The following is a 17,647-nucleotide window of genomic DNA, read 5'->3' on the forward strand; positions in this document are numbered from 1 at the left end:
CGCCGACAGGTCCCGTTTGAAAAGGGTCGCGTCGTGAAACGCAGTCGCGCATTGCCGCGACCGGCCGGCAGATGCTAGCGTGCCGCCAAACTTGAATAGTTGTGTCCCATATCCACATGGTGGATAGCGAAACGGGCGTAGGGCGAGGAACCCCCATGGACCAGACAAGCAGCATGATCGATCCCTTCGGCCGCGCAATCACCTATTTGCGCGTTTCGGTCACCGATCGCTGCGACTTCCGCTGCGTCTACTGCATGGCGGAAGACATGACCTTCCTGCCGAAAAAGGACCTTCTGAGCCTCGAGGAGCTGGAGCGCCTGTGCGCCGTCTTTATCGAGAAGGGCGTGCGCAAGCTTCGGTTGACCGGCGGCGAGCCGCTGGTGCGCAAGAACATCATGCATCTCATCCGGCAGCTTTCGCGCCATCTGGACACGGGAGCGCTGGAGGAAGTGACCCTGACCACCAACGGCTCCCAACTCGAGCGTTTCGCCGCCGAACTCGCCGATTGCGGCGTGCGCCGTGTCAATATCTCGCTCGACACGCTGGACCCGGAGAAGTTCCGGGCCATCACCCGCTGGGGCATCTTCGACCGCGTGATGCGGGGGATCAACGCCGCCCAGGAGGCTGGGCTTCATATCAAGCTCAACACGGTGGCGCTCAAAGGTTTCAACGACGCGGAAATTCCACACATGCTGCGCTGGGCGCACGATCGCGGCATGGACATGACGGTGATCGAGACCATGCCCATGGGCGAGATCGACGCCGACCGTACGGACCAGTACCTTCCCCTGTCCGAATTGCGGGCGCAGCTCGAACGGCAGTTCACGCTGACCGACATTCCCTACAAGACCGGCGGGCCCGCGCGCTACGTGGAAGTGGCGGAAACAGGCGGACGGCTCGGTTTTATCACACCGCTGACGCACAATTTCTGCGAAAGCTGCAACCGGGTGCGCGTCACCTGCACGGGCACGCTCTACATGTGCCTCGGCCAGGACGATGCCGCGGACTTGCGTGCGCCCATGCGCGCCTCGGAAGGCAACGAGCTCCTGTCGCGTGCCATCGACGAGGCGATCGGGCGCAAGCCGAAGGGCCACGACTTCGTGATCGACCGCAGTACGAAACGCCCGGCGGTTTCGCGCCACATGAGCGTCACGGGCGGCTGACAACGTTTTTCCCAAACTGGACCGATTGCCCGGCCGGCGTTTCGGCCGTAAGGCGGGCCGACCGGAGCGTGGGAGTCCGTCCGCCCCGATGACCGGCTTTCTTGCTTCCCCGTGCCCACGGGCGTGCGGGTCTGCCGCGTGAAACAGAAGAAACACGATGACCGCCCGCCCCTTCGATCGCACCACGCCGCCCCATATCCTGACGCTGGTCATCGCGGCGGCAACCGCTTCGGTGGCGACGAACGTTTTCCTGCCGTCGCTGCCCGGCATGGCCACCTATTTCGGGGCGGACTATGCCCTGGCCCAATTGACCGTTTCCTTCTATCTCGGGGCCACCGCCATCCTGCAGCTTTTCATCGGCCCGGCTTCGGACCGGTTCGGCCGCCGGCCGGTCATGCTGTTCAGCTTCGGCGTCTTCATCCTCAGCACCTTCGCCGCGATCCACGCACCGACGATGGAGCTTTTGCTCTTCTATCGTCTTCTCCAGGCCTTCGCAGCCGCCGGAATGGTGCTGTCGCGGGCGGTGGTGCGCGATACGGTCGACGCGAACGAAGCGGCCAGCCGCATCGGCTACATCACCATGGGCATGACGGTCGCGCCCATGGTCGGGCCGATTATCGGCGGCTTTCTCGACGCGCTTTACGGCTGGCAGGCGGCCTTCTATCTGATGCTCGTCTTCGGCATCGTCGCCTTCACGGTCGTTTATCTCGACCTCGGCGAGACCAACCACCAACGGTCCGCGAGCATGGCGGCCCAGTTCCGCAACTATCCGGAGCTCTTCCGCTCGCGGCGTTTCTGGGGGTATGCGGCCACCGCTGCCTTCACCTCGGGCGGATTTTTCGCCTTTCTCGGCGGCGGGCCGTTCGTCGCCACGCGCATCCTGGAGCTCTCCCCCGCCATCTACGGACTCTATTTCGCGATCGTCACCATCGGCTACGCCGTTGGCAACTTTCTGTCGGGACGCCACTCCCAATCGATCGGCATCAACCGCATGATGCTCATCGGCAATCTCATCGCCGCCTGCGGCATGGGCCTGTCCATTTTGCTCTTCGCCACCGGTTTCCACCACCCTATGTCGCTGTTCGGTCCGACCTTCTTCGTCGGGCTCGGCAACGGCATCACCCTTCCAAGCGCCCTTGCCGGCGTGGTCAGCGTGCGGCCGCACCTGGCCGGATCCGCCTCGGGTTTGGGCGGGGCCCTGCAGATCGGCGGCGGGGCGGCCCTTTCCGTGCTGGCCGGGGCCTTCCTGACGGTGCAATCTGGACCGTATCCACTGCTCTTCGTCATGCTGTCTTCCTCCCTTTGCGGCGTCGTCGCCACGCTGTATGTCATTCACATCGCTCGCCGCATGGGCGAACTGTGAAACGGAGTGCCGACGATGCAGAAGATTGCCGGGATCATTGTGGCCGCGGGCATGATCCCTTCTTCAACAGCAATACGCCCGAAGACCTGCAGGCGGTGCAGCGGATAGCCGCAGAGGCGCAGGAATGAAACAGAATGTCTTCGGTGTCACGGGCTGGAAGAATTCCGGCAAGACCACGCTGACGGAGCGTCTCGTCGCCGCATTTGCTGAGCGCGGCCTCAAGGTCGCCACCGTGAAGCACGCGCACCACGCCTTCGACGTCGACCAGCCAGGCACCGATTCCTTCCGCCACCGTGCCGCGGGCGCAAGGGAGGTCGCCATCGTGTCGAGCCTCCGCTGGGCGCTCATGCACGAGTTGAAGGACGAGGCCGAGCCGACGCTTGCCGATATTCTGAGCCGTCTGTCGCCCAGCGACCTCGTGCTGGTGGAGGGGTTCAAGCGCCACAGCCATCCCAAGATCGAGTGCCGGCGTGGCGAAGCCCGCGACCAGGCACCGCTTGCCGGCAACGTGCCGGCAATCGTCGCCGTGGCCAGCGATGCGCCGACCGCAGACGGCGGTTTGCCGTCGTTCGATCTAGACGACATCGAGGGCATCGCCGACTTCATTGTCGCTCACCTGAACCTTCAAAAGCGAAAAAATCGGTGAAAATAACCGTCCATCGCCGCTTGCAATTTTATTGCCGGGAATGGAAATGTTCCTCCTTGAGCCTCGCCGGCTCGATGAACGGCGGGGCATAAGAACGAGACAGAGAGGAACACCCATGCATATCAAACGGCGCATTGCATTTGGCCTTTCGGCGGCGGCGGCGCTTGCCTTTACGGCCGCCGGTGCCCTCGCGCAGGACCGGATGCAGCTCAAGATCGGGACCGAGGGCGCCTACCCGCCCTTCAACAATCTCACCGCCAGCGGCGAGCTCGAAGGTTTCGACGTCGACATCGCCCGCGCCCTTTGCGAGGAGATGAACGCCGAGTGCGAATTCGTTACCCAGGATTGGGACGGCATCATCCCGGCGCTGCAGGCCGGCAAGTTCGACGCCATCATCGCCTCGATGTCGATCACGCCGGAGCGCGACGAGCAGGTCGATTTCACCAAGCCCTACTACACGAATTCACTGGTGTTCGTGGCGCCGAAGGAGTCCGAGTTCGACCCGAACAATATCGAGGACAAGGCGATCGGCGTACAGGCCGGCACCATCGCCGCCGAGTTTGTCGAGGAGAACTATTCAAATGCGGAGCTCAGGGCCTATCCCTCGCAGCTCGAGGCCTGGGCGGATCTGAGCAACGGGCGTGTCGATGCCGTGCTCGCCGATTTCGGCGTCCAGTATGAATGGGTCAACAGCGAGGACGGCGCCTGCTGCGAGTTCAAGGGCGAGACGGTGAGCGGTGACGACCAGATCGGCATCGCCGTCCGCGAGGGCGAGACGGAACTCGTCGAGAAGTTCAACGCGGCGATCGACGCCATCCGCGAAAACGGGACCTACGCGGAAATCAACGCGAAGTATTTCCCGTTCGACATCTACGGCGAGTAAGCATGACGGCCGGATGCGGGACCGTTTCCCGTATCCGGCTTCGCGTCGCCGCGCCTTTCCGGCCTTTGACAATTCTCCGTTGAGCCGCAGTCCGGACGCAGGTTCAGGTCGTGGACTATACCACCCTACTCAGTTTTGGCCCCGAAGGCTGGGGAGACGACATCGCTTCCGGCGTTGCGGTGACGGTAAGCCTTGCGCTGGCAACCCTGCCGCTCGGCCTTGTGCTGGGTTTCGTCATAGCGCTGGGAAAGCGCTCCGCCGAACCGACATTGCGCCTGTCGGCCAACATCTTCACCACGATTTTTCGTGGCCTGCCCGAGCTTCTGACGCTGTTCCTGGTCTATTACGGCGCACAAATCGCAATTCAGCAGGTCGTTCAGGCGGCGGGCGGCGAGACATATTTAGAGATCAATGCTTTCGCGGCGGGCATGGTGGCCCTCGGCGCGGTTTTCTCCGCCTATGCCAGCGAAGTCTTCGTGGCGGCCTTCAGCGCCGTTCCGAACGGGCAGTATGAGGGCGCCTATGCGCTCGGCCTGTCGCGCCGGCGCACCATGCGGCTCGTGATCCTGCCGCAGCTCATCCGGGTCGCCCTGCCCGGCCTTTCCAATCTCTGGCTGATCCTCCTGAAGGAGACGGCGCTCGTCTCCGTCATCGGCCTTTCCGACATCCTGCGGCAGACTGGTGTCGCCGCCCGCACCACGGGAGAGTCCTTTCTCTTTTACGGAACGGCTTGCCTGCTCTACCTCGCCCTGGCGCTCATGTCTTCGATTGTGCTTTCCGCCGTGGAACGGCGGGTTTCCGCCGGCGGTGCCGTGCGATGAGCGAGCCTCCTCCCGTGATCGACACTCCGGCCCTGCCGGCGCGCGGCGGAGCCGGGGTGCTGCCGCCTCCCCCGCCGGCAAGAGGCCTGACCCGGGCCCGCGTGGCGGGCATCGCCCTCCTTGGCGTGTGGGCGCTCGTCGGTATCGGCACGGTGATCTTCCTTCTGGCTTCCTGGAATCCCGAGCTCTTCGCCCGCTACGCACCGCGCTATCTGTCCGGCCTGTGGATCACGGTCCAGCTCGTCGCCATCTCGGTTCTGGCGGGCGCGGTGCTTTCGATCCCGGTGGCGCTCGGCCGCCGCTCGAAGAACCGGGTCACGGCGGCGTTCGCCTACGGCTATGTCTATTTCTTCCGCGGCACGCCGCTCCTCGCCCAGACTTTCCTCGTTTATTACGGCCTGGGCTCCTTCCGGCCGGAATTGCAGGCTATCGGGCTGTGGGGCTTCTTCCGCGAGGCCTGGTACTGCGCGCTTTTCGCCTTCACGCTCAATACGGCGGCCTATCAGGCAGAGATCCTGCGTGGGGCCTTCGAGAGCATCGGGCGCGGCCAGTGGGAAGCTGCCTCTGCGCTGGGGCTGTCGCGGCTGCAGACGATCTATAAGATCATCCTGCCCCAGGCGCTGATGATCGCCCTGCGGCCCTACGGCAACGAGATCATCCTGATGATCAAGGGCTCGGCCATCGTCGCCATCATCACCGTCTACGACCTGATGGGTGAGACAAGGCGCGCCTATTCGCGGACTTTCGACTTCCAGACCTACATCTGGGCCGCCCTCATCTATCTCAGCATGGTGGAGATGCTGAGGATCGTCATCGAGCGTATCGAGCGGCGCTTGACACGCCATCTACGCCGATAAACCCTGAACGGAGAAGAAACGCGGAGGATCGACCCGAATGGCCAAGGTTGCATTCATCGGACTTGGGGTGATGGGCTATCCCATGGCCGCGCACCTGAAGGACCGTGGCGGACACGACGTCACCGTCTACAACCGCACGGCGGCGAAGGCGGAGAAATGGGTTTCCGAGCATGGTGGAGCGAGCGCGGCCACCCCGGCAGAGGCTGCGCGCGACAAGGATTTCGTTTTCACCTGCGTGGGCAATGACGATGACCTGCGCTCCGTCACCACCGGCGAAACCGGTGCCTTCGAAGCGATGAAGGCCGGGGCGGTCTTCATCGACAACACCACGGCCTCCGCCAAGGTCGCACGCGAACTGGCGGCGGAGGCGGAAGAGCGCGGCTTCGGCTTCATCGACGCGCCCGTATCCGGCGGCCAGGCAGGCGCCGAAAACGGCGTGCTCACCGTCATGTGCGGCGGTGAGGAGGCAACCTTCGACAAGGCCAAGCCGGTGATCGAATCCTATGCCCGCATGGTGGGACTGATGGGCCCGGCGGGTGCGGGCCAGCTCACGAAGATGATCAACCAGATCTGCATCGCCGGTCTCGTGCAGGGCCTCGCCGAAGGCATCCATTTCGGCAAGAAGGCCGGTCTCGACATCGAGAGGGTCATCGAGGTGATCTCCAAGGGAGCGGCCGGCTCCTGGCAGATGGAAAACCGCCACAAGACGATGAATGCCGGCGAGTACGACTTCGGCTTCGCCGTCGACTGGATGCGCAAGGACCTCGGCATCTGCCTGGAAGAGGCGAACGGAAACGGTGCAAAGCTGCCGGTCACGGCCCTCGTCGACCAGTTCTATAAGGAGATCCAGGAGATGGGTGGCAGGCGCTGGGATACCTCCTCGCTGCTTGCCCGGCTGGAAAAATAGGGACCAGGTCGGGGACGTGCGGCATGCCGGCCACGCTTTCTTTCGCGCCGGTAACCACCGGCAATCTGGCTGATTTAAAGGCGTTGTTCGAATCCCCGGGCGCGCCAAAATATTGCTGGTGCATGGCGTGGCGGCCCATGCGCGACCGCCAATCGGCGAAGAACGCCGACAGGAAACGGGAGATGCTCTCGACCATCCGCGCCGGCACGCCCGTCGGCCTGCTCGCCTCTGCCGACGGGTCGCCGGTCGGCTGGTGCTCGATCGCCCCGCGCGACAGCCTGCGCAAGCTTTCGCCTCGACAAGACGATGACGAGCGGGACGTCTGGTCGGTCGTCTGCTTCTTCGTGCGCAGGCGATACCGCCGGGCGGGCATCGCCTCTGCCCTGCTCGATGCCGCGGTGGAGCACGCCTTCGCCGAGGGCGCTCAAATCGTGGAGGCCTATCCCGTCGACCCGGACTCGCCGAGCTACCGTTTCATGGGATTTTGCAGCATGTATTCGGCGCGCGGCTTCCGCGAGGTCGGAATGGCGGGGTCGCGGCGCCACGTCATGCGGCTATCGAGGGCCGATTAGAAGAAGCGCGCCCCTTCACCGGCGCCCCGGCCGATCCGACGCAGTCCCCGCGCCTTAAGCGGCCGCGTTGGCCGCTTCCTTGTCCACCACCAGGTAGTCGAGCGGCAGCTCGGTGGTGTATTTGATCTGCTCCATGGCGAAGGCGGAGGACACGTCGCGGATTTCGATCTTCGAAATCAGCTTCTTGTAGAACGCGTCGTAGGCGGCGATGTCCGGCACGACGACACGCAGGAGATAATCCACGTCGCCGCTCATGCGGTAGAACTCGACCACCTCCGGGAATTCCTTGATGACCTCGGAGAAGCGCTTCAGCCATTCATGGCTGTGCGCGTTGGTGCGGATCGAGACGAACACGGTGACCCGGGCGTTCACCTTCGCAGGGTCGAGGATCGCCACCCGGCGCCGGATGACGCCCTCCTCCTCGAGCTTCTGAATGCGCCGCCAGCACGGCGTCGTCGAAAGCCCGACCTTCTTTGCGATATCCGCCACGGCAAGGGTGGCGTTTTCCTGAAGCAGGCGCAGAATCTTGCGGTCGAGACGATCCATGACTCTCTCCGAGGGAATTTTTTTGCTTTCTGACGCGTATGAAGGCCCATTTCAAGAAAAACATTCTCAATACAACGTGAAGTCGGGCTCAACCTGCGGATTTCCCCTGAATCCGGATATGCACCTCTTCCTTGAGCACCGGCAGCAGTTCCTGTTCGAACCACGGGTTCTTCTTCAGCCATGCGGTGTTGCGCCAGGAGGGGTGCGGCAGCGGCAGGACGCGCGGATGGCGCGACGCCTCCAGGATCGCCCGCCAGTCGCGCACTGTCTCGGTCACGGTCCTGCGGCGCAAATCCCCCAGATGCCAGGCTTGCGCGTATTGCCCGATCGTCAGGACGAGGTCGATCTGCGGCATCTCGGCCATGAGCCGCGCCCGCCAGGCCGGTGCGCACTCGCGCCGCGGCGGCAGGTCGCTGCCCTTCTCGTCATAGCCGGGAAAGCAGAAGCCCATGGGCACGATGGAAAAACGTTCGGGGTCGTAGAACTGCGCCCGATCGACCCCCATCCACGCGCGCAGGCGGTCGCCGGAGCGGTCGTCGAAGGGCAGCCCCGAAGCGTGAACGCGCGTCCCCGGCGCCTGGCCCGCGATCAGGATGCGCGCGGCGCGCGAGGCGACCACCACCGGGCGCGGCGCGTGCGGCAGCGGCTTGCCGCGAGGTTGGTCCAGGCACAACCTGCACGCGCGAATGTCCCGCAAAAGCGTTTCGAGCCGGTCGTTCATGAAAGTCGAAATGTCAGATTCTTCTCAGGCGGCTAAGCCGTTCCGCGGTTGATCTTACTCCGGCGGAAATCGGTCTCCATTTCCCGGAATTGCCTATGCGCTCGCGCTCGCTCGCGCCGCCACGTCGTCCAGCCACCGCCTCAAATGGTCGAGACCTTCCGGCATTTCAATGCGCGCCGGTTTCATGAACTGCACGGCCACGAGAGCGGTGATGTCGGCGATCGTGTAATCGCCGCCGCAAACGAACGGCCGGTCCGCCAGTTCCCGATCCAGAAAACGCAGGAAATCCCGCGCCTTTGGCTTGTTGGCCTCGCCCCATTCGGGAACCTGCGGCACTTCCCAGCCCTTCATGGCCGGATGCAGATGGCGAAACGCGGCGGCGACGGGCATAAAGAGACCGAGTTCGACGCGTCTTTGCCACATCTCGACCTGCGCCTGTCCAAGAACACCGGACCCGAACAAGGCGGGCTCCGGGTGAAGCGCCTCGAAATAACGACAGATCGCGATCGACTCGGTCAGGACCGTGCCGTCGTCCAGTTCGAGGATGGGAAGGCGCTGCAGCGGGTTGAGCCGCTCGATCTCAGGGCTGCGATGCTCTTCCGCTCCCATGTTCACCGGAACCAGTGGCACCTCCAGGCCCTTCTCCGCCAGAAAGATCCGCACCCGGCGCGGGTTGGGCGCCCGCCCGCCGTCATAGAGTTTCATTCGCCTCGCCTCCGTTTTCTCCCGGCAGCAAATGCCACAGAAAATCCAAAAGCCGGGCGACGAGCCGCTGGACCGGGTCTTCACGCTCTTCCCGCGCGGCACGCCACTGCGCCGGCTGCTCGAACGTGCCGGCCCACAGACCCCGGCGCGCGCGCCGCGCTGCCGCCTCCGCTTCAAAATAGTCACCGTAGGCGATCGCCCAACCTGATTCCACCATTGTCAGTCCGAGATCCTGCTCATCCGCCTTGCAGCGGGCGAGCAGCCTGCCGTAGCGGTCGCGCTCCGCTCCCTGGCAGGTGACGTCTCGTCTTTCCGCCAGCCAAACCAATTCCTGGCGAGCACGACTCCCGCAATCATAGGCGGCTTCATCACGCCTGCAGGTCTGGCCAAGCTCCGGGGCATCGATGCCGTGCAGACGGATGCGCTCGCCTTCAATTACCAGGCTATCCCCGTCTGCAATCCTGACAGGACCGGAAAGGGCGCGCATCGCCTTGCGGTCGAACTGCGCGGCGACCAGCGCGACAACGGTCAGCAAGGCGGCGGCGATCACGCCGTCCACCAGGCGCCACCTCCGTCCCGGTCCCCTCCCGGGCCGCTTGTAGCGTGGCGTCCGGACACTCATCGGTTGAAGGGACTCTTAATCATTCGCGGCTATTTTCGACGTGAAAACGGCGGGAGTCAGGCTGCCCATGGCGCTGGAGCGGACCTACACGGCGGACAAGTTCATTATCGACCGCAGAAAGCCGCATCGCAACAGCGAGGTGGTGCAGGCGGTTCGCCGCACGCGCGAACGCCTGTCGCAGAACTCGGGCAATCCGAACTACGACCGTGAAATGCTCAAGCTCCACAGCCGGACGATCATCAGCGCCATGCCGGCGATCCTGCTCGTCGTCATCCTCATCAGCGGCGGTGGTGCCATGCTCGGCCTCGCGCGCGAGACGGCGAGCTGGGCGCTGCTGACGGCAGCCGGCTATGGCGGGCTCTACCTTTTTGCCCGGCATGTGGCGGCGAAACCGATGCGCAGGGCGAGCGACCATCCGCCTCGGCTGGCGTTCCTGGCGCTTCATTTCCTGAGCGGCGTCGGCTGGACCTACCTGGTTTTGGTCGACTGCACCGATTGCGCTGTGAGCAACATGCCCGTGCTGGTCGCGACCGTGCTCCTGGCGGCCCTTGCCGCGACCGCCATCTTGACCTCATCGCTTCGCGGCGCGCTGGTCGCTTCCTTCACCCTGCCCGTCACCCTCTATGCGGCGTTCCACTTCAAGCCGCAGCTTGCGGTCGAGCCGATCATCGCGGTTCTCCTCCTCCTGTCGCTGGCGTTCCTCGCCCATCTCGCCCGTCACCGCTACCATGCGGCAGTCATGCTTCTGTCCTTCCGCAGCGAGAAGGATGCGCTGGTCGCCGAGCTGGAGACGGCCAAGGCCCTCTCGGACGAGGCGCGCCGGCGCGCCGAGGAGGCCAACCTCGCCAAGTCGCGCTTCCTCGCCTCCATGAGTCACGAATTGCGCACGCCGCTCAACGCCATCCTCGGCTTTTCGGAGGTCATGGCCAAGGAGGTCCTGGGGCCGATCCGCAACGAGACCTATCGCGACTACGCCAGGGATGTGCACGAATCGGGCCGCCACCTGCTCGACCTCATTAACGAGATCCTCGACCTCTCGCGCATCGAGTCGGGCCGTTATCAGATGAACGAGGAGCCGCTGGCACTTGCCGATGTCGTGCAGGAATGCTGTCGCATGATGGAACTCAAGGTGCGCACCAAGGACATCCATCTCTTCCAGCAGGCCGAGCCCGTCCTGCCCCGCCTCCTCGCCGATCATCGCGCGGTGCGCCAGATCGTGCTCAACCTGCTTTCCAACGCGATCAAGTTCACCCCTTCGGGGGGCGAGATCCGCGTGCGCGTCGGCTGGACCGCCGGCGGCGGGCAGTACATCGCGGTCAAGGACAACGGTCCCGGCATCGCCGAAGACGAAATACCGATCGTGCTTGCCGCCTTCGGCCAGGGGTCCATCGCGATCAAAAGCGCCGAGCAGGGCACGGGGCTCGGCCTGCCCATCGTGCAGGGCCTGGCCAAGCTCCACGACGCCCGGTTCGACCTGCGCTCGAAGCTGCGCGAGGGTACGGAGGCGATCGTCGCCTTCCCGCCTTCCCGTGTCCTGGAAGAAGCGCCGGCCCGTCCCGCGCAGTCGGCTGAAGCGCTCAGAAAAGCCGGCTAGGCATTCAGCCGGAGCCCACCTCACCGACGCTGGAAAGCCTTCAGCCGGAAGACCGCGCCTGCGCCATACCCGACGATATCTCGCCCGCCGATCTGAGGATCCCGGCGGCGAGCGCGGAAGTCACGCCGCTCTGCCCCCCTATCCCGAGATCGAGCAACGGAGGGAGGCCCATGTCGAGTGCGATTTCTCGCTGCACCGGGTTTTCCGCACCGGCCAGCCGGCAATGGGCGAGCGCCTCCCGATCGAGCGCGTGGAGGACAGCCGCGGCGGCCGTCGCCGCGAGACCGTCGAGGAGGACGGCCACCTTCTGCGTGCGTGCCGCCACAATGGCACCGCCGAGCGCGGCGATCTCGCGCCCGCCGAGCCGGCGTAGCGTTTCCAGCGGATCGCCGAGGCGGCCGCAATGAAGGTCGAGCGCCTTGGCCAGAAGCGCCCGCTTCTCGGGCGCCGTCTCGCTCCACACCTCCGCTTTTTCACCCGTCAGCGCGCTCAGAACCGCCATGGCGGAAAAATCGGCCGCCGGGCCGGCCGCCCCGAGGCAAAGCAGGTCCGCGCCGCCGGCCACCGCCTCCATGCCGAAGGCGATCGTGGCGGCACAGGCGCGTTCTTCGAGGGCCGCCGTTTCGGTAACGTCGCCGACGGGAAGATCGAGCGCCAGGTCGAAGACGTTAAGGCCGAGATCGTTTGCCGCGCACAGCTGGCTGACCGGAGCCGCTCCCGCGGCGATCTCTTCCACCCGGGCCTGCGCTTCCCTCACAGGATCCGCGCTCCCCAAATGACGGGAGACGGTGTGGGTGGCGGCGAACAATGCCACGACCGGCCTCAGCACCCGCGGCGGTGTACGGCCCGTGACGGCGGCAAACCAGGCCGCCAGGTCTTCCATCCGGCCAAGATGCAGACCGGCCATGGTCTCGTGCACCCGTGAGGCGGCGTCCCCGTTCAGGGTAGGCAGGCCGCGGACGAGCGCGCGGATGTCGTCGAAAGGCAGGCCGGTGGTCGTCATCGCATCCGTCTCGTTGTGATGCCGGTGGCATATCGTCCGGTGTGCCGTATGGCAACGCCGCGTTGGGACACGGGGTTGCGCCGGCTGTTCTTTCGTCCCATCTGGGTCGGCAGGGAGGAACCCATGACCACCGTCGAAACGCCCTGCATTCTCGTCTGCTCGATCGACGAAAAGACCGGCTACTGCTTCGGCTGCGGGCGCACGCGCGAGGAGATCGCCGCGTGGATGACGATGGGACCCGATCGCCGGCAAACGGTGATGGCGGTGTTGCCGGACCGCCTGTCAAAGATCGTTCGCAAGCCGCGACGCGAGACCCGCAGACGCAGGCTCGAGCGGCTCAAGCGTGAACGCGAGGACTGATCATGCCTGTCTTCTGGATTGCGATGGCCATCCTCGGCGTCGGACTTGCGCTGCTGATCGCCAATCACGAGAACGGACGGGTCTTCGGGCTGGAGAACAGCGCCTTTGCCGCCACGCTCTATCTCGGGCTCTGGGGCGCCGTTCTCATCCTCGGCATCGCCGGCCGCTACCATCGCCGCGGTACGATGCTGCGCGATCTCGCCTTCTGGGCGCTGCTTATCCTCGTCTTAAGCGTCGCGTACGCCTACAGGCTGGATCTCGCCGCGTTCTTCGGTCTGTGAGGCGCGCACGTCCTCTCCCGCTTCCTCCGGCAGGAGGAGATTGAGCGAGATCGCCAGGAAGGCGGACGGCAGGAGGCCGGATGTCAGCAGGATCTGCGCCGTCTCGGGCAGATGCTGCAGCGCGTCCGGCTCGAGTTGCAGGCCGAGGCCCACCGAGAGGGACACGGCGAAGATCACCATGTTTCTCCGGTTCCATTCAACCGCCGAAAGGATCTTCACGCCGGCCGCGGCCACCATGCCGAACATGATGATCACGCCGCCGCCGAGCACGGCGATGGGCACGGTCGCGATGACGGCACCCACCTTCGGGATCAGGCCGCACAAAATCAGAAAGAGCGCGCCGCAGGTCACGACATGGCGGCTCATGACACCGGTCATGGAAACGAGGCCGACATTCTGGCTGAAGGAGGTGTTCGGCAGGCTGCCGAAGACACCGCCGACGGCCGTTGCCAGACCATCGGCATAGGTGGCGCCGGAGATCTCCCGGTCGGTCGCCTCGCGCCCGGCCCCACCCTTGGTGATCCCGGAGACGTCGCCGACCGTCTCGATCGCCGAGATGATGCTCATGAAGCACATGCCGATGACGATGGGCATGGAGAACTCGAAGCCCCATTTGAAGGGCGACGGCAATGCCAGCCAGCCGGCATCGGCGACATTGCCGAAGTCGACCATGCCCATGAAGAGAGCCACACAGTAACCGACGACGAGCCCCAGGAGGACGGCCGCGATCGACCACAGGCCCCGGGCAAAGAACTTCAGCAGGAGCGTCACCAGCACCACGACAATTGCCACGCTCCAGTAGCGGAGTGCGCCGTACTCCTCCGTGCCGATCAGCGGCACGCCGCCGGCGGAGTACTGGATGCCGACCCGGACAAGGGCGAGCCCGATCATCAGGACAATGAGGCCCGTCACCAGCGGCGGAAGGGCAAACCGCATCCTTTTCACGATACTGCCCAGCGAGAAGTGGAAGAGGCCGCCGATGAAAACACCGCCCATGAGGGCCGCCATGGCGGATACACCCTGCCCGGCGACGGCGGGGATCATCACGGGAAGGAAGGCGAAGCTCGTCCCCAGGACGATCGGCAGCCTGCCGCCCACCGGTCCCATGCCGATGGTCTGGAACAGGGTCCCGATGCCGGCGAACAGAATCGCCATCTGGATCATGTAGACGAGGTTTTCGAAATCCGGGGACTGTGAACCGAAGCCGAAACCGGCAGCGCCCGCTATGATGATCGCCGGCGTCACATTGGAAACGAACATCGCCAGCACATGCTGTATCCCCAGCGGCACCGCGGTCGACAACGGCGGCATATAGTCGGGATTTCTAAGCTGCGCCTTATCGAGACGTCCTACAAGGATGTCGGACCATCCAACCTGTTTCATGTCTCCTCCCCTCCGAAACCGGAATTGCCCGATCATCGGTCATCCGGCGGCGGGGAACTATCGAGAATTTTTTGAAGGACCCACAGATTTCGCCTCCCGCGGGAACCGTCACCGCCGCATCTCAGGTGAAGGTAGTGCTTGCCTGCGCCGCAAAGCGCTTTGCGTCAAGCCGCTTCGCCGCGCAAGTCTTCGGCGACGGCGGAGAAGGCCTCCCGCAAGATCTGCGCCCCCGCATCAGGACGGGTGGCCCTGGTTGAAAGTATCTGGCGGAAACGGCGGGCGCCCGGCTGACCGTGGAAAAGGCCGACCATGTGCCGGGTGACATGGGACAGCCGGCCGCCGGCGGCAATGTGGCGCTCGGCGTAATCCGCCATGGTCTCGATGACCGCAGAAGGATCGGGCTTTCCGCCTGCCGCACCGAACAGGCGGCCATCGACCTCCGCCAGCATCATAGGCGCATGATAGGCGGCACGCCCGACCATGGCGCCATTCACATGCCCCAGATGATGAATGGCTTCATCTATCGATTGAATTCCACCGTTTATCCCTATGAAATTATGGTAGTATTTCTTCTTTAGATGGTATACGGGCGCATAGTCGAGCGGCGGAACCTCACGGTTTTCGCGCGGACTCAGCCCCTGCAGCCACGCTTTGCGCGCATGCACCCAGAGTGCGTCGGCACCGGCTGAGAAAACGCACTCGGCCAACCGGTCGAGGGCTTCTTCGGTGTCCTGATCGTCGACGCCGATGCGGCACTTGACGGTCACCGGCACTGCCGCGGCCGCCTTCATCGCCGCCACGCAGTCGCCGACCAGCTCCGGCGCCTTCATCAGGCAAGCGCCGAATGTGCCCGACTGCACGCGGTCGGAAGGACAACCGACATTCAGATTGATCTCGTCATAACCGCACGCCGCCCCGATGCGCGCGGCCTCGGCGACCTTCCGGGGCTCACTGCCGCCGATCTGCAGGGCGACGGGATGCTCGATCTCGTCAAATCCCAGCAGCCGCTCCCGGTCGCCGTGGATCACCGCATCCGCCACCACCATCTCCGTGTAAAGCAGCGCGTGGCGGGTAAGTTGACGGTGGAAGAACCTGCAATGGCGGTTCGTCCAATCCATCATGGGCGCGACGGCGAATATTTTCTCTTGGTTTTTCAATGATTTATGATACATTTCAACCAGATCAGATCATGAACACCGTGCACCAAATTGGACCAAACTGCACGGGTTTGTACCTCGTTTGATCTCTCTGTGCACGGAAATCGCACGGATTGAAAGGACTGCACGGGCCATGGCAACCATCGTTCGCACCAAGGAAGGAAGCTGGCGTGTTCAGGTCCGTCGGAAGGGCAAGTACGCATCACAAACCTTTAGGCTCAAATCGCTCGCCAACGAATGGGCTGTCGAAACTGAACGTCTGATCGATCTAGGCGGCGACCCGACCCATCAGCGTATACGCGATCCAAAGACGGTCGGCGACCTCATCGATCTTCATGTTTCTGACTTACACGAAGTTGGGCGGCACCTTCGCCGATCCAAGCAGGCGGTAATGGATGCGCTCAAGCGTGAGCTGGGTACAATCCGGATCAAGCGTCTCGATCGTGCAGCAGTCATCAAATATGGGCAACAGCGCGCCAAACAAGGTGCCGGACCCGTAACGCTCGCCGTGGATCTTTCATACCTTCGAACGGTGCTCACGCACGCGGCGGCAATTCACGGCATTTCGGTCGACACCGAAAGCGTCCGCCTCGCCCGCGCCGCCCTCACCCGGCTTGGCCTCGTCGGCCGATCATTCGAGCGAGATCGGCGCCCTACCGAAGACGAGATCGATGCGCTGCTCGATTACTTCGATAATAAGACCAACGCGATCATTCCGATGGGTCGGATCGTCCGCTTTGCGATCGCCACAGCTATGCGCCAGGAAGAAATCTGCAAGATTGAGTGGGATGACGTCGATCTGAAGAAGCGGATTGTCGTTGTCCGGGACCGAAAGGATCCGAGGCGGAAGGATGGCAACCATCAAAAGGTACCCCTCCTTAACCTTGCAGGCTTTGATGCATGGCACCTTCTTCTTGAACAAAAGGTGCTAACCGGTGGGAAAGGCCGCTGTTTTCCCTATCACCACAAATCGGTGGGCACGGCGTTTCGACGAGGAAGAAAGGAACTCGGCATTGAAGACCTGCGCTTTCACGACCTGCGCCATGAAGCCACTAGCAGGCTATTCGAGGCAGGCCTGTCGATTGAACGCGTCGCGCTGGTAACCGGGCATCGGGATTGGAAAATGCTTCGCCGGTACACCAACCTCAAACCCGAGGATCTGCATCAGTTGCAGACGTCCAAGCAGGCTTCCGAGGAGGAGTTCTTCCGAATGCTCGCGGAGGATTAGGCTCAGGACTCATTGATCAAAGCCAGAAGATGATCGTTGCGGCGATGCAGATTGCCGAAAAGAAGGTGTGGGCGCATCGGTCGTAGCGCGTGGCGATGCGCCGCCAGTCCTTGCGCTTGCCGAACATGTTCTCAATTCTGTGGCGCTGGCGGTAGAGCGCCTTGTCGTAGTCGAGCGGCTGCTTGCGGCTCTTGGTCGGCGGAATGCAGGGCTCGATGCCCCTGTCGGCGAGGGTTTGGCGAAACCAGTTGCTGTCGTAGCCCTTGTCGCCAATGAGGCTGGCAGCGGGCGGCAAGACGTCGACCATGAGCCTGGCGCCCTTGTGATCACTCATCTGGCCTTCGCTCAGAAGCAGGATAAGCGGACGGCCTTGTGCATCACAAATGGCATGCAGCTTGGAGTTCAGCCCGCCTTTTGTGCGCCCGATACGACGGGGAACATCCCCTTTTTAAGCAGGCTCGCCGCCGTGCGGTGGGCCTTCAGATGGGTGGCGTCGATCATGATGCGCTCAGGTTGTGGCCCTTGGCCGGCCAGCGCTGCGAAGATCCTGTCGAACACGCCGAGCCGGCTCCAGCGGATGAAGCGGTTGTAGAGCGTCTTGTGTGGGCCATACGCCTTGGGCGCATCCTTCCACTGCAGGCCGTTCTTGATCACGTAGACAATGCCGCTCACCACACGCCGGTCGACCACCCGCGGAACGCCATGCGACAACGGGAAGTACGGCGATATCCGCGCCATCTGCCGTTCGCTCAGCAAAAACAAATCACTCATCAGGGCCTCCTTATCAGAGACCGTGAATCACATCTCACATCAAATTAATAGGTCCTGAGCCTAG

19 protein-coding genes and 1 pseudogene are annotated in these 17,647 nt (G+C 63.7%); 12 read left to right on the forward strand and 8 right to left on the reverse strand.

What is annotated here, in order from left to right; all coding sequences use genetic code 11:
• Positions 1-155: 155 nt before the first annotated feature.
• From moaA to SIN08_RS11010, 8 genes and pseudogenes are all read left to right on the forward strand, one after another.
• Complete coding sequence (gene moaA, locus SIN08_RS10975) at positions 156-1,163, forward strand: GTP 3',8-cyclase MoaA (RefSeq protein WP_322451617.1); 1,008 nt, start codon at positions 156-158, stop codon at positions 1,161-1,163.
• Between the two features lie 157 nt (positions 1,164-1,320).
• Positions 1,321-2,526: a multidrug effflux MFS transporter gene (locus SIN08_RS10980; RefSeq protein WP_322451618.1), complete on the forward strand. Its 1,206-nt coding sequence runs from the start codon at positions 1,321-1,323 to the stop codon at positions 2,524-2,526.
• 124 nt (positions 2,527-2,650) lie between these two features.
• Positions 2,651-3,172: a molybdopterin-guanine dinucleotide biosynthesis protein B gene (gene mobB, locus SIN08_RS10985; RefSeq protein ID WP_322451619.1), complete on the forward strand. Its 522-nt coding sequence runs from the start codon at positions 2,651-2,653 to the stop codon at positions 3,170-3,172.
• A 115-nt stretch (positions 3,173-3,287) separates the two neighbouring features.
• On the forward strand, positions 3,288-4,055 hold the full coding sequence (locus SIN08_RS10990) for an ABC transporter substrate-binding protein (protein WP_322451620.1): 768 nt from the start codon (positions 3,288-3,290) through the stop codon (positions 4,053-4,055).
• A 110-nt stretch (positions 4,056-4,165) separates the two neighbouring features.
• Positions 4,166-4,876 carry an ABC transporter permease subunit gene (locus SIN08_RS10995; protein WP_322451621.1) on the forward strand — a complete coding sequence of 237 codons (711 nt, stop codon included), beginning with the start codon at positions 4,166-4,168 and terminating at the stop codon, positions 4,874-4,876.
• Positions 4,873-5,733 carry an ABC transporter permease gene (locus SIN08_RS11000; RefSeq protein WP_322451622.1) on the forward strand — a complete coding sequence of 287 codons (861 nt, stop codon included), beginning with the start codon at positions 4,873-4,875 and terminating at the stop codon, positions 5,731-5,733. Before SIN08_RS10995 ends, SIN08_RS11000 begins: the two co-directional genes overlap by 4 nt.
• Before the next feature lie 28 nt (positions 5,734-5,761).
• Positions 5,762-6,640, forward strand: a pseudogene (locus SIN08_RS11005) (NAD(P)-dependent oxidoreductase); the annotation flags it as partial.
• 137 nt (positions 6,641-6,777) lie between these two features.
• A complete protein-coding gene (locus SIN08_RS11010) occupies positions 6,778-7,212 on the forward strand; it encodes a GNAT family N-acetyltransferase (RefSeq protein ID WP_322451623.1) in 435 nt (144 codons plus the stop codon).
• Between the two features lie 54 nt (positions 7,213-7,266).
• Here SIN08_RS11010 and SIN08_RS11015 read toward each other — a convergent pair whose 3' ends face one another.
• The 4 genes from SIN08_RS11015 to SIN08_RS11030 form a co-directional block, all read right to left on the reverse strand.
• Positions 7,267-7,758 carry an Lrp/AsnC family transcriptional regulator gene (locus tag SIN08_RS11015; RefSeq protein ID WP_322451624.1) on the reverse strand — a complete coding sequence of 164 codons (492 nt, stop codon included), beginning with the start codon at positions 7,756-7,758 and terminating at the stop codon, positions 7,267-7,269.
• Positions 7,759-7,846: 88 nt separating this feature from the next.
• Entirely contained in the window at positions 7,847-8,479 is a 633-nt protein-coding gene (locus SIN08_RS11020) for a uracil-DNA glycosylase family protein (RefSeq protein ID WP_322451626.1), read from the reverse strand.
• Between the two features lie 93 nt (positions 8,480-8,572).
• The gene (locus SIN08_RS11025) at positions 8,573-9,184 is read right to left on the reverse strand and encodes a glutathione S-transferase (RefSeq protein WP_322451627.1); all 612 of its coding nucleotides are present in this window, start codon (positions 9,182-9,184) and stop codon (positions 8,573-8,575) included.
• Positions 9,171-9,743 carry a thermonuclease family protein gene (locus SIN08_RS11030; protein ID WP_322451628.1) on the reverse strand — a complete coding sequence of 191 codons (573 nt, stop codon included), beginning with the start codon at positions 9,741-9,743 and terminating at the stop codon, positions 9,171-9,173. Before SIN08_RS11030 ends, SIN08_RS11025 begins: the two co-directional genes overlap by 14 nt.
• 130 nt (positions 9,744-9,873) lie before the next feature.
• Here SIN08_RS11030 and SIN08_RS11035 point away from each other — a divergent pair, with 130 nt between their 5' ends.
• Entirely contained in the window at positions 9,874-11,400 is a 1,527-nt protein-coding gene (locus tag SIN08_RS11035; RefSeq protein ID WP_322451629.1) for a HAMP domain-containing sensor histidine kinase, read from the forward strand.
• 40 nt (positions 11,401-11,440) lie between these two features.
• On the opposite strand, the gene SIN08_RS11040 is transcribed toward SIN08_RS11035, so the two are convergent.
• Positions 11,441-12,403 carry a nicotinate-nucleotide--dimethylbenzimidazole phosphoribosyltransferase gene (locus tag SIN08_RS11040; RefSeq protein WP_322451630.1) on the reverse strand — a complete coding sequence of 321 codons (963 nt, stop codon included), beginning with the start codon at positions 12,401-12,403 and terminating at the stop codon, positions 11,441-11,443.
• A gap of 123 nt (positions 12,404-12,526) precedes the next feature.
• Between SIN08_RS11040 and SIN08_RS11045 the strand changes: the two genes are divergently transcribed.
• Together SIN08_RS11045 and SIN08_RS11050 are read left to right on the forward strand one after the other, a co-directional pair.
• Positions 12,527-12,763: a DUF1289 domain-containing protein gene (locus SIN08_RS11045; protein WP_322451631.1), complete on the forward strand. Its 237-nt coding sequence runs from the start codon at positions 12,527-12,529 to the stop codon at positions 12,761-12,763.
• Between the two features lie 2 nt (positions 12,764-12,765).
• Positions 12,766-13,044, forward strand: a complete 279-nt coding sequence (locus SIN08_RS11050) for a hypothetical protein (RefSeq protein WP_322451632.1) — start codon at positions 12,766-12,768, stop codon at positions 13,042-13,044.
• Here the strand turns inward: SIN08_RS11050 and SIN08_RS11055 are convergent.
• Together SIN08_RS11055 and dusA are read right to left on the reverse strand one after the other, a co-directional pair.
• On the reverse strand, positions 12,991-14,427 hold the full coding sequence (locus tag SIN08_RS11055; RefSeq protein WP_322451633.1) for a nucleobase:cation symporter-2 family protein: 1,437 nt from the start codon (positions 14,425-14,427) through the stop codon (positions 12,991-12,993). The genes SIN08_RS11050 and SIN08_RS11055 overlap by 54 nt on opposite strands.
• Positions 14,428-14,591: 164 nt before the next feature.
• Positions 14,592-15,599 (reverse strand): tRNA dihydrouridine(20/20a) synthase DusA, encoded by a 1,008-nt coding sequence (gene dusA, locus SIN08_RS11060; RefSeq protein WP_322451634.1) that lies wholly within the window; start codon positions 15,597-15,599, stop codon positions 14,592-14,594.
• Positions 15,600-15,717: 118 nt separating this feature from the next.
• Here dusA and SIN08_RS11065 point away from each other — a divergent pair, with 118 nt between their 5' ends.
• Positions 15,718-16,812, forward strand: coding sequence for a site-specific integrase (locus SIN08_RS11065; RefSeq protein ID WP_322451635.1), 1,095 nt, complete (start codon positions 15,718-15,720; stop codon positions 16,810-16,812).
• A 16-nt stretch (positions 16,813-16,828) separates the two neighbouring features.
• Here SIN08_RS11065 and SIN08_RS11070 read toward each other — a convergent pair.
• Positions 16,829-17,583 (reverse strand): IS5 family transposase gene (locus tag SIN08_RS11070; RefSeq protein WP_322450512.1). Its coding sequence is split into 2 segments (ribosomal slippage): positions 16,829-17,250 and positions 17,250-17,583, totalling 756 coding nucleotides; the frame shifts between segments, so codons are not numbered across the junction.
• Between the last annotated feature and the right edge of the window lie 64 nt (positions 17,584-17,647).

The organism is Chelativorans sp. M5D2P16 (assembly GCF_034427935.1).
Classification (GTDB): domain Bacteria; phylum Pseudomonadota; class Alphaproteobacteria; order Rhizobiales; family Rhizobiaceae; genus Chelativorans.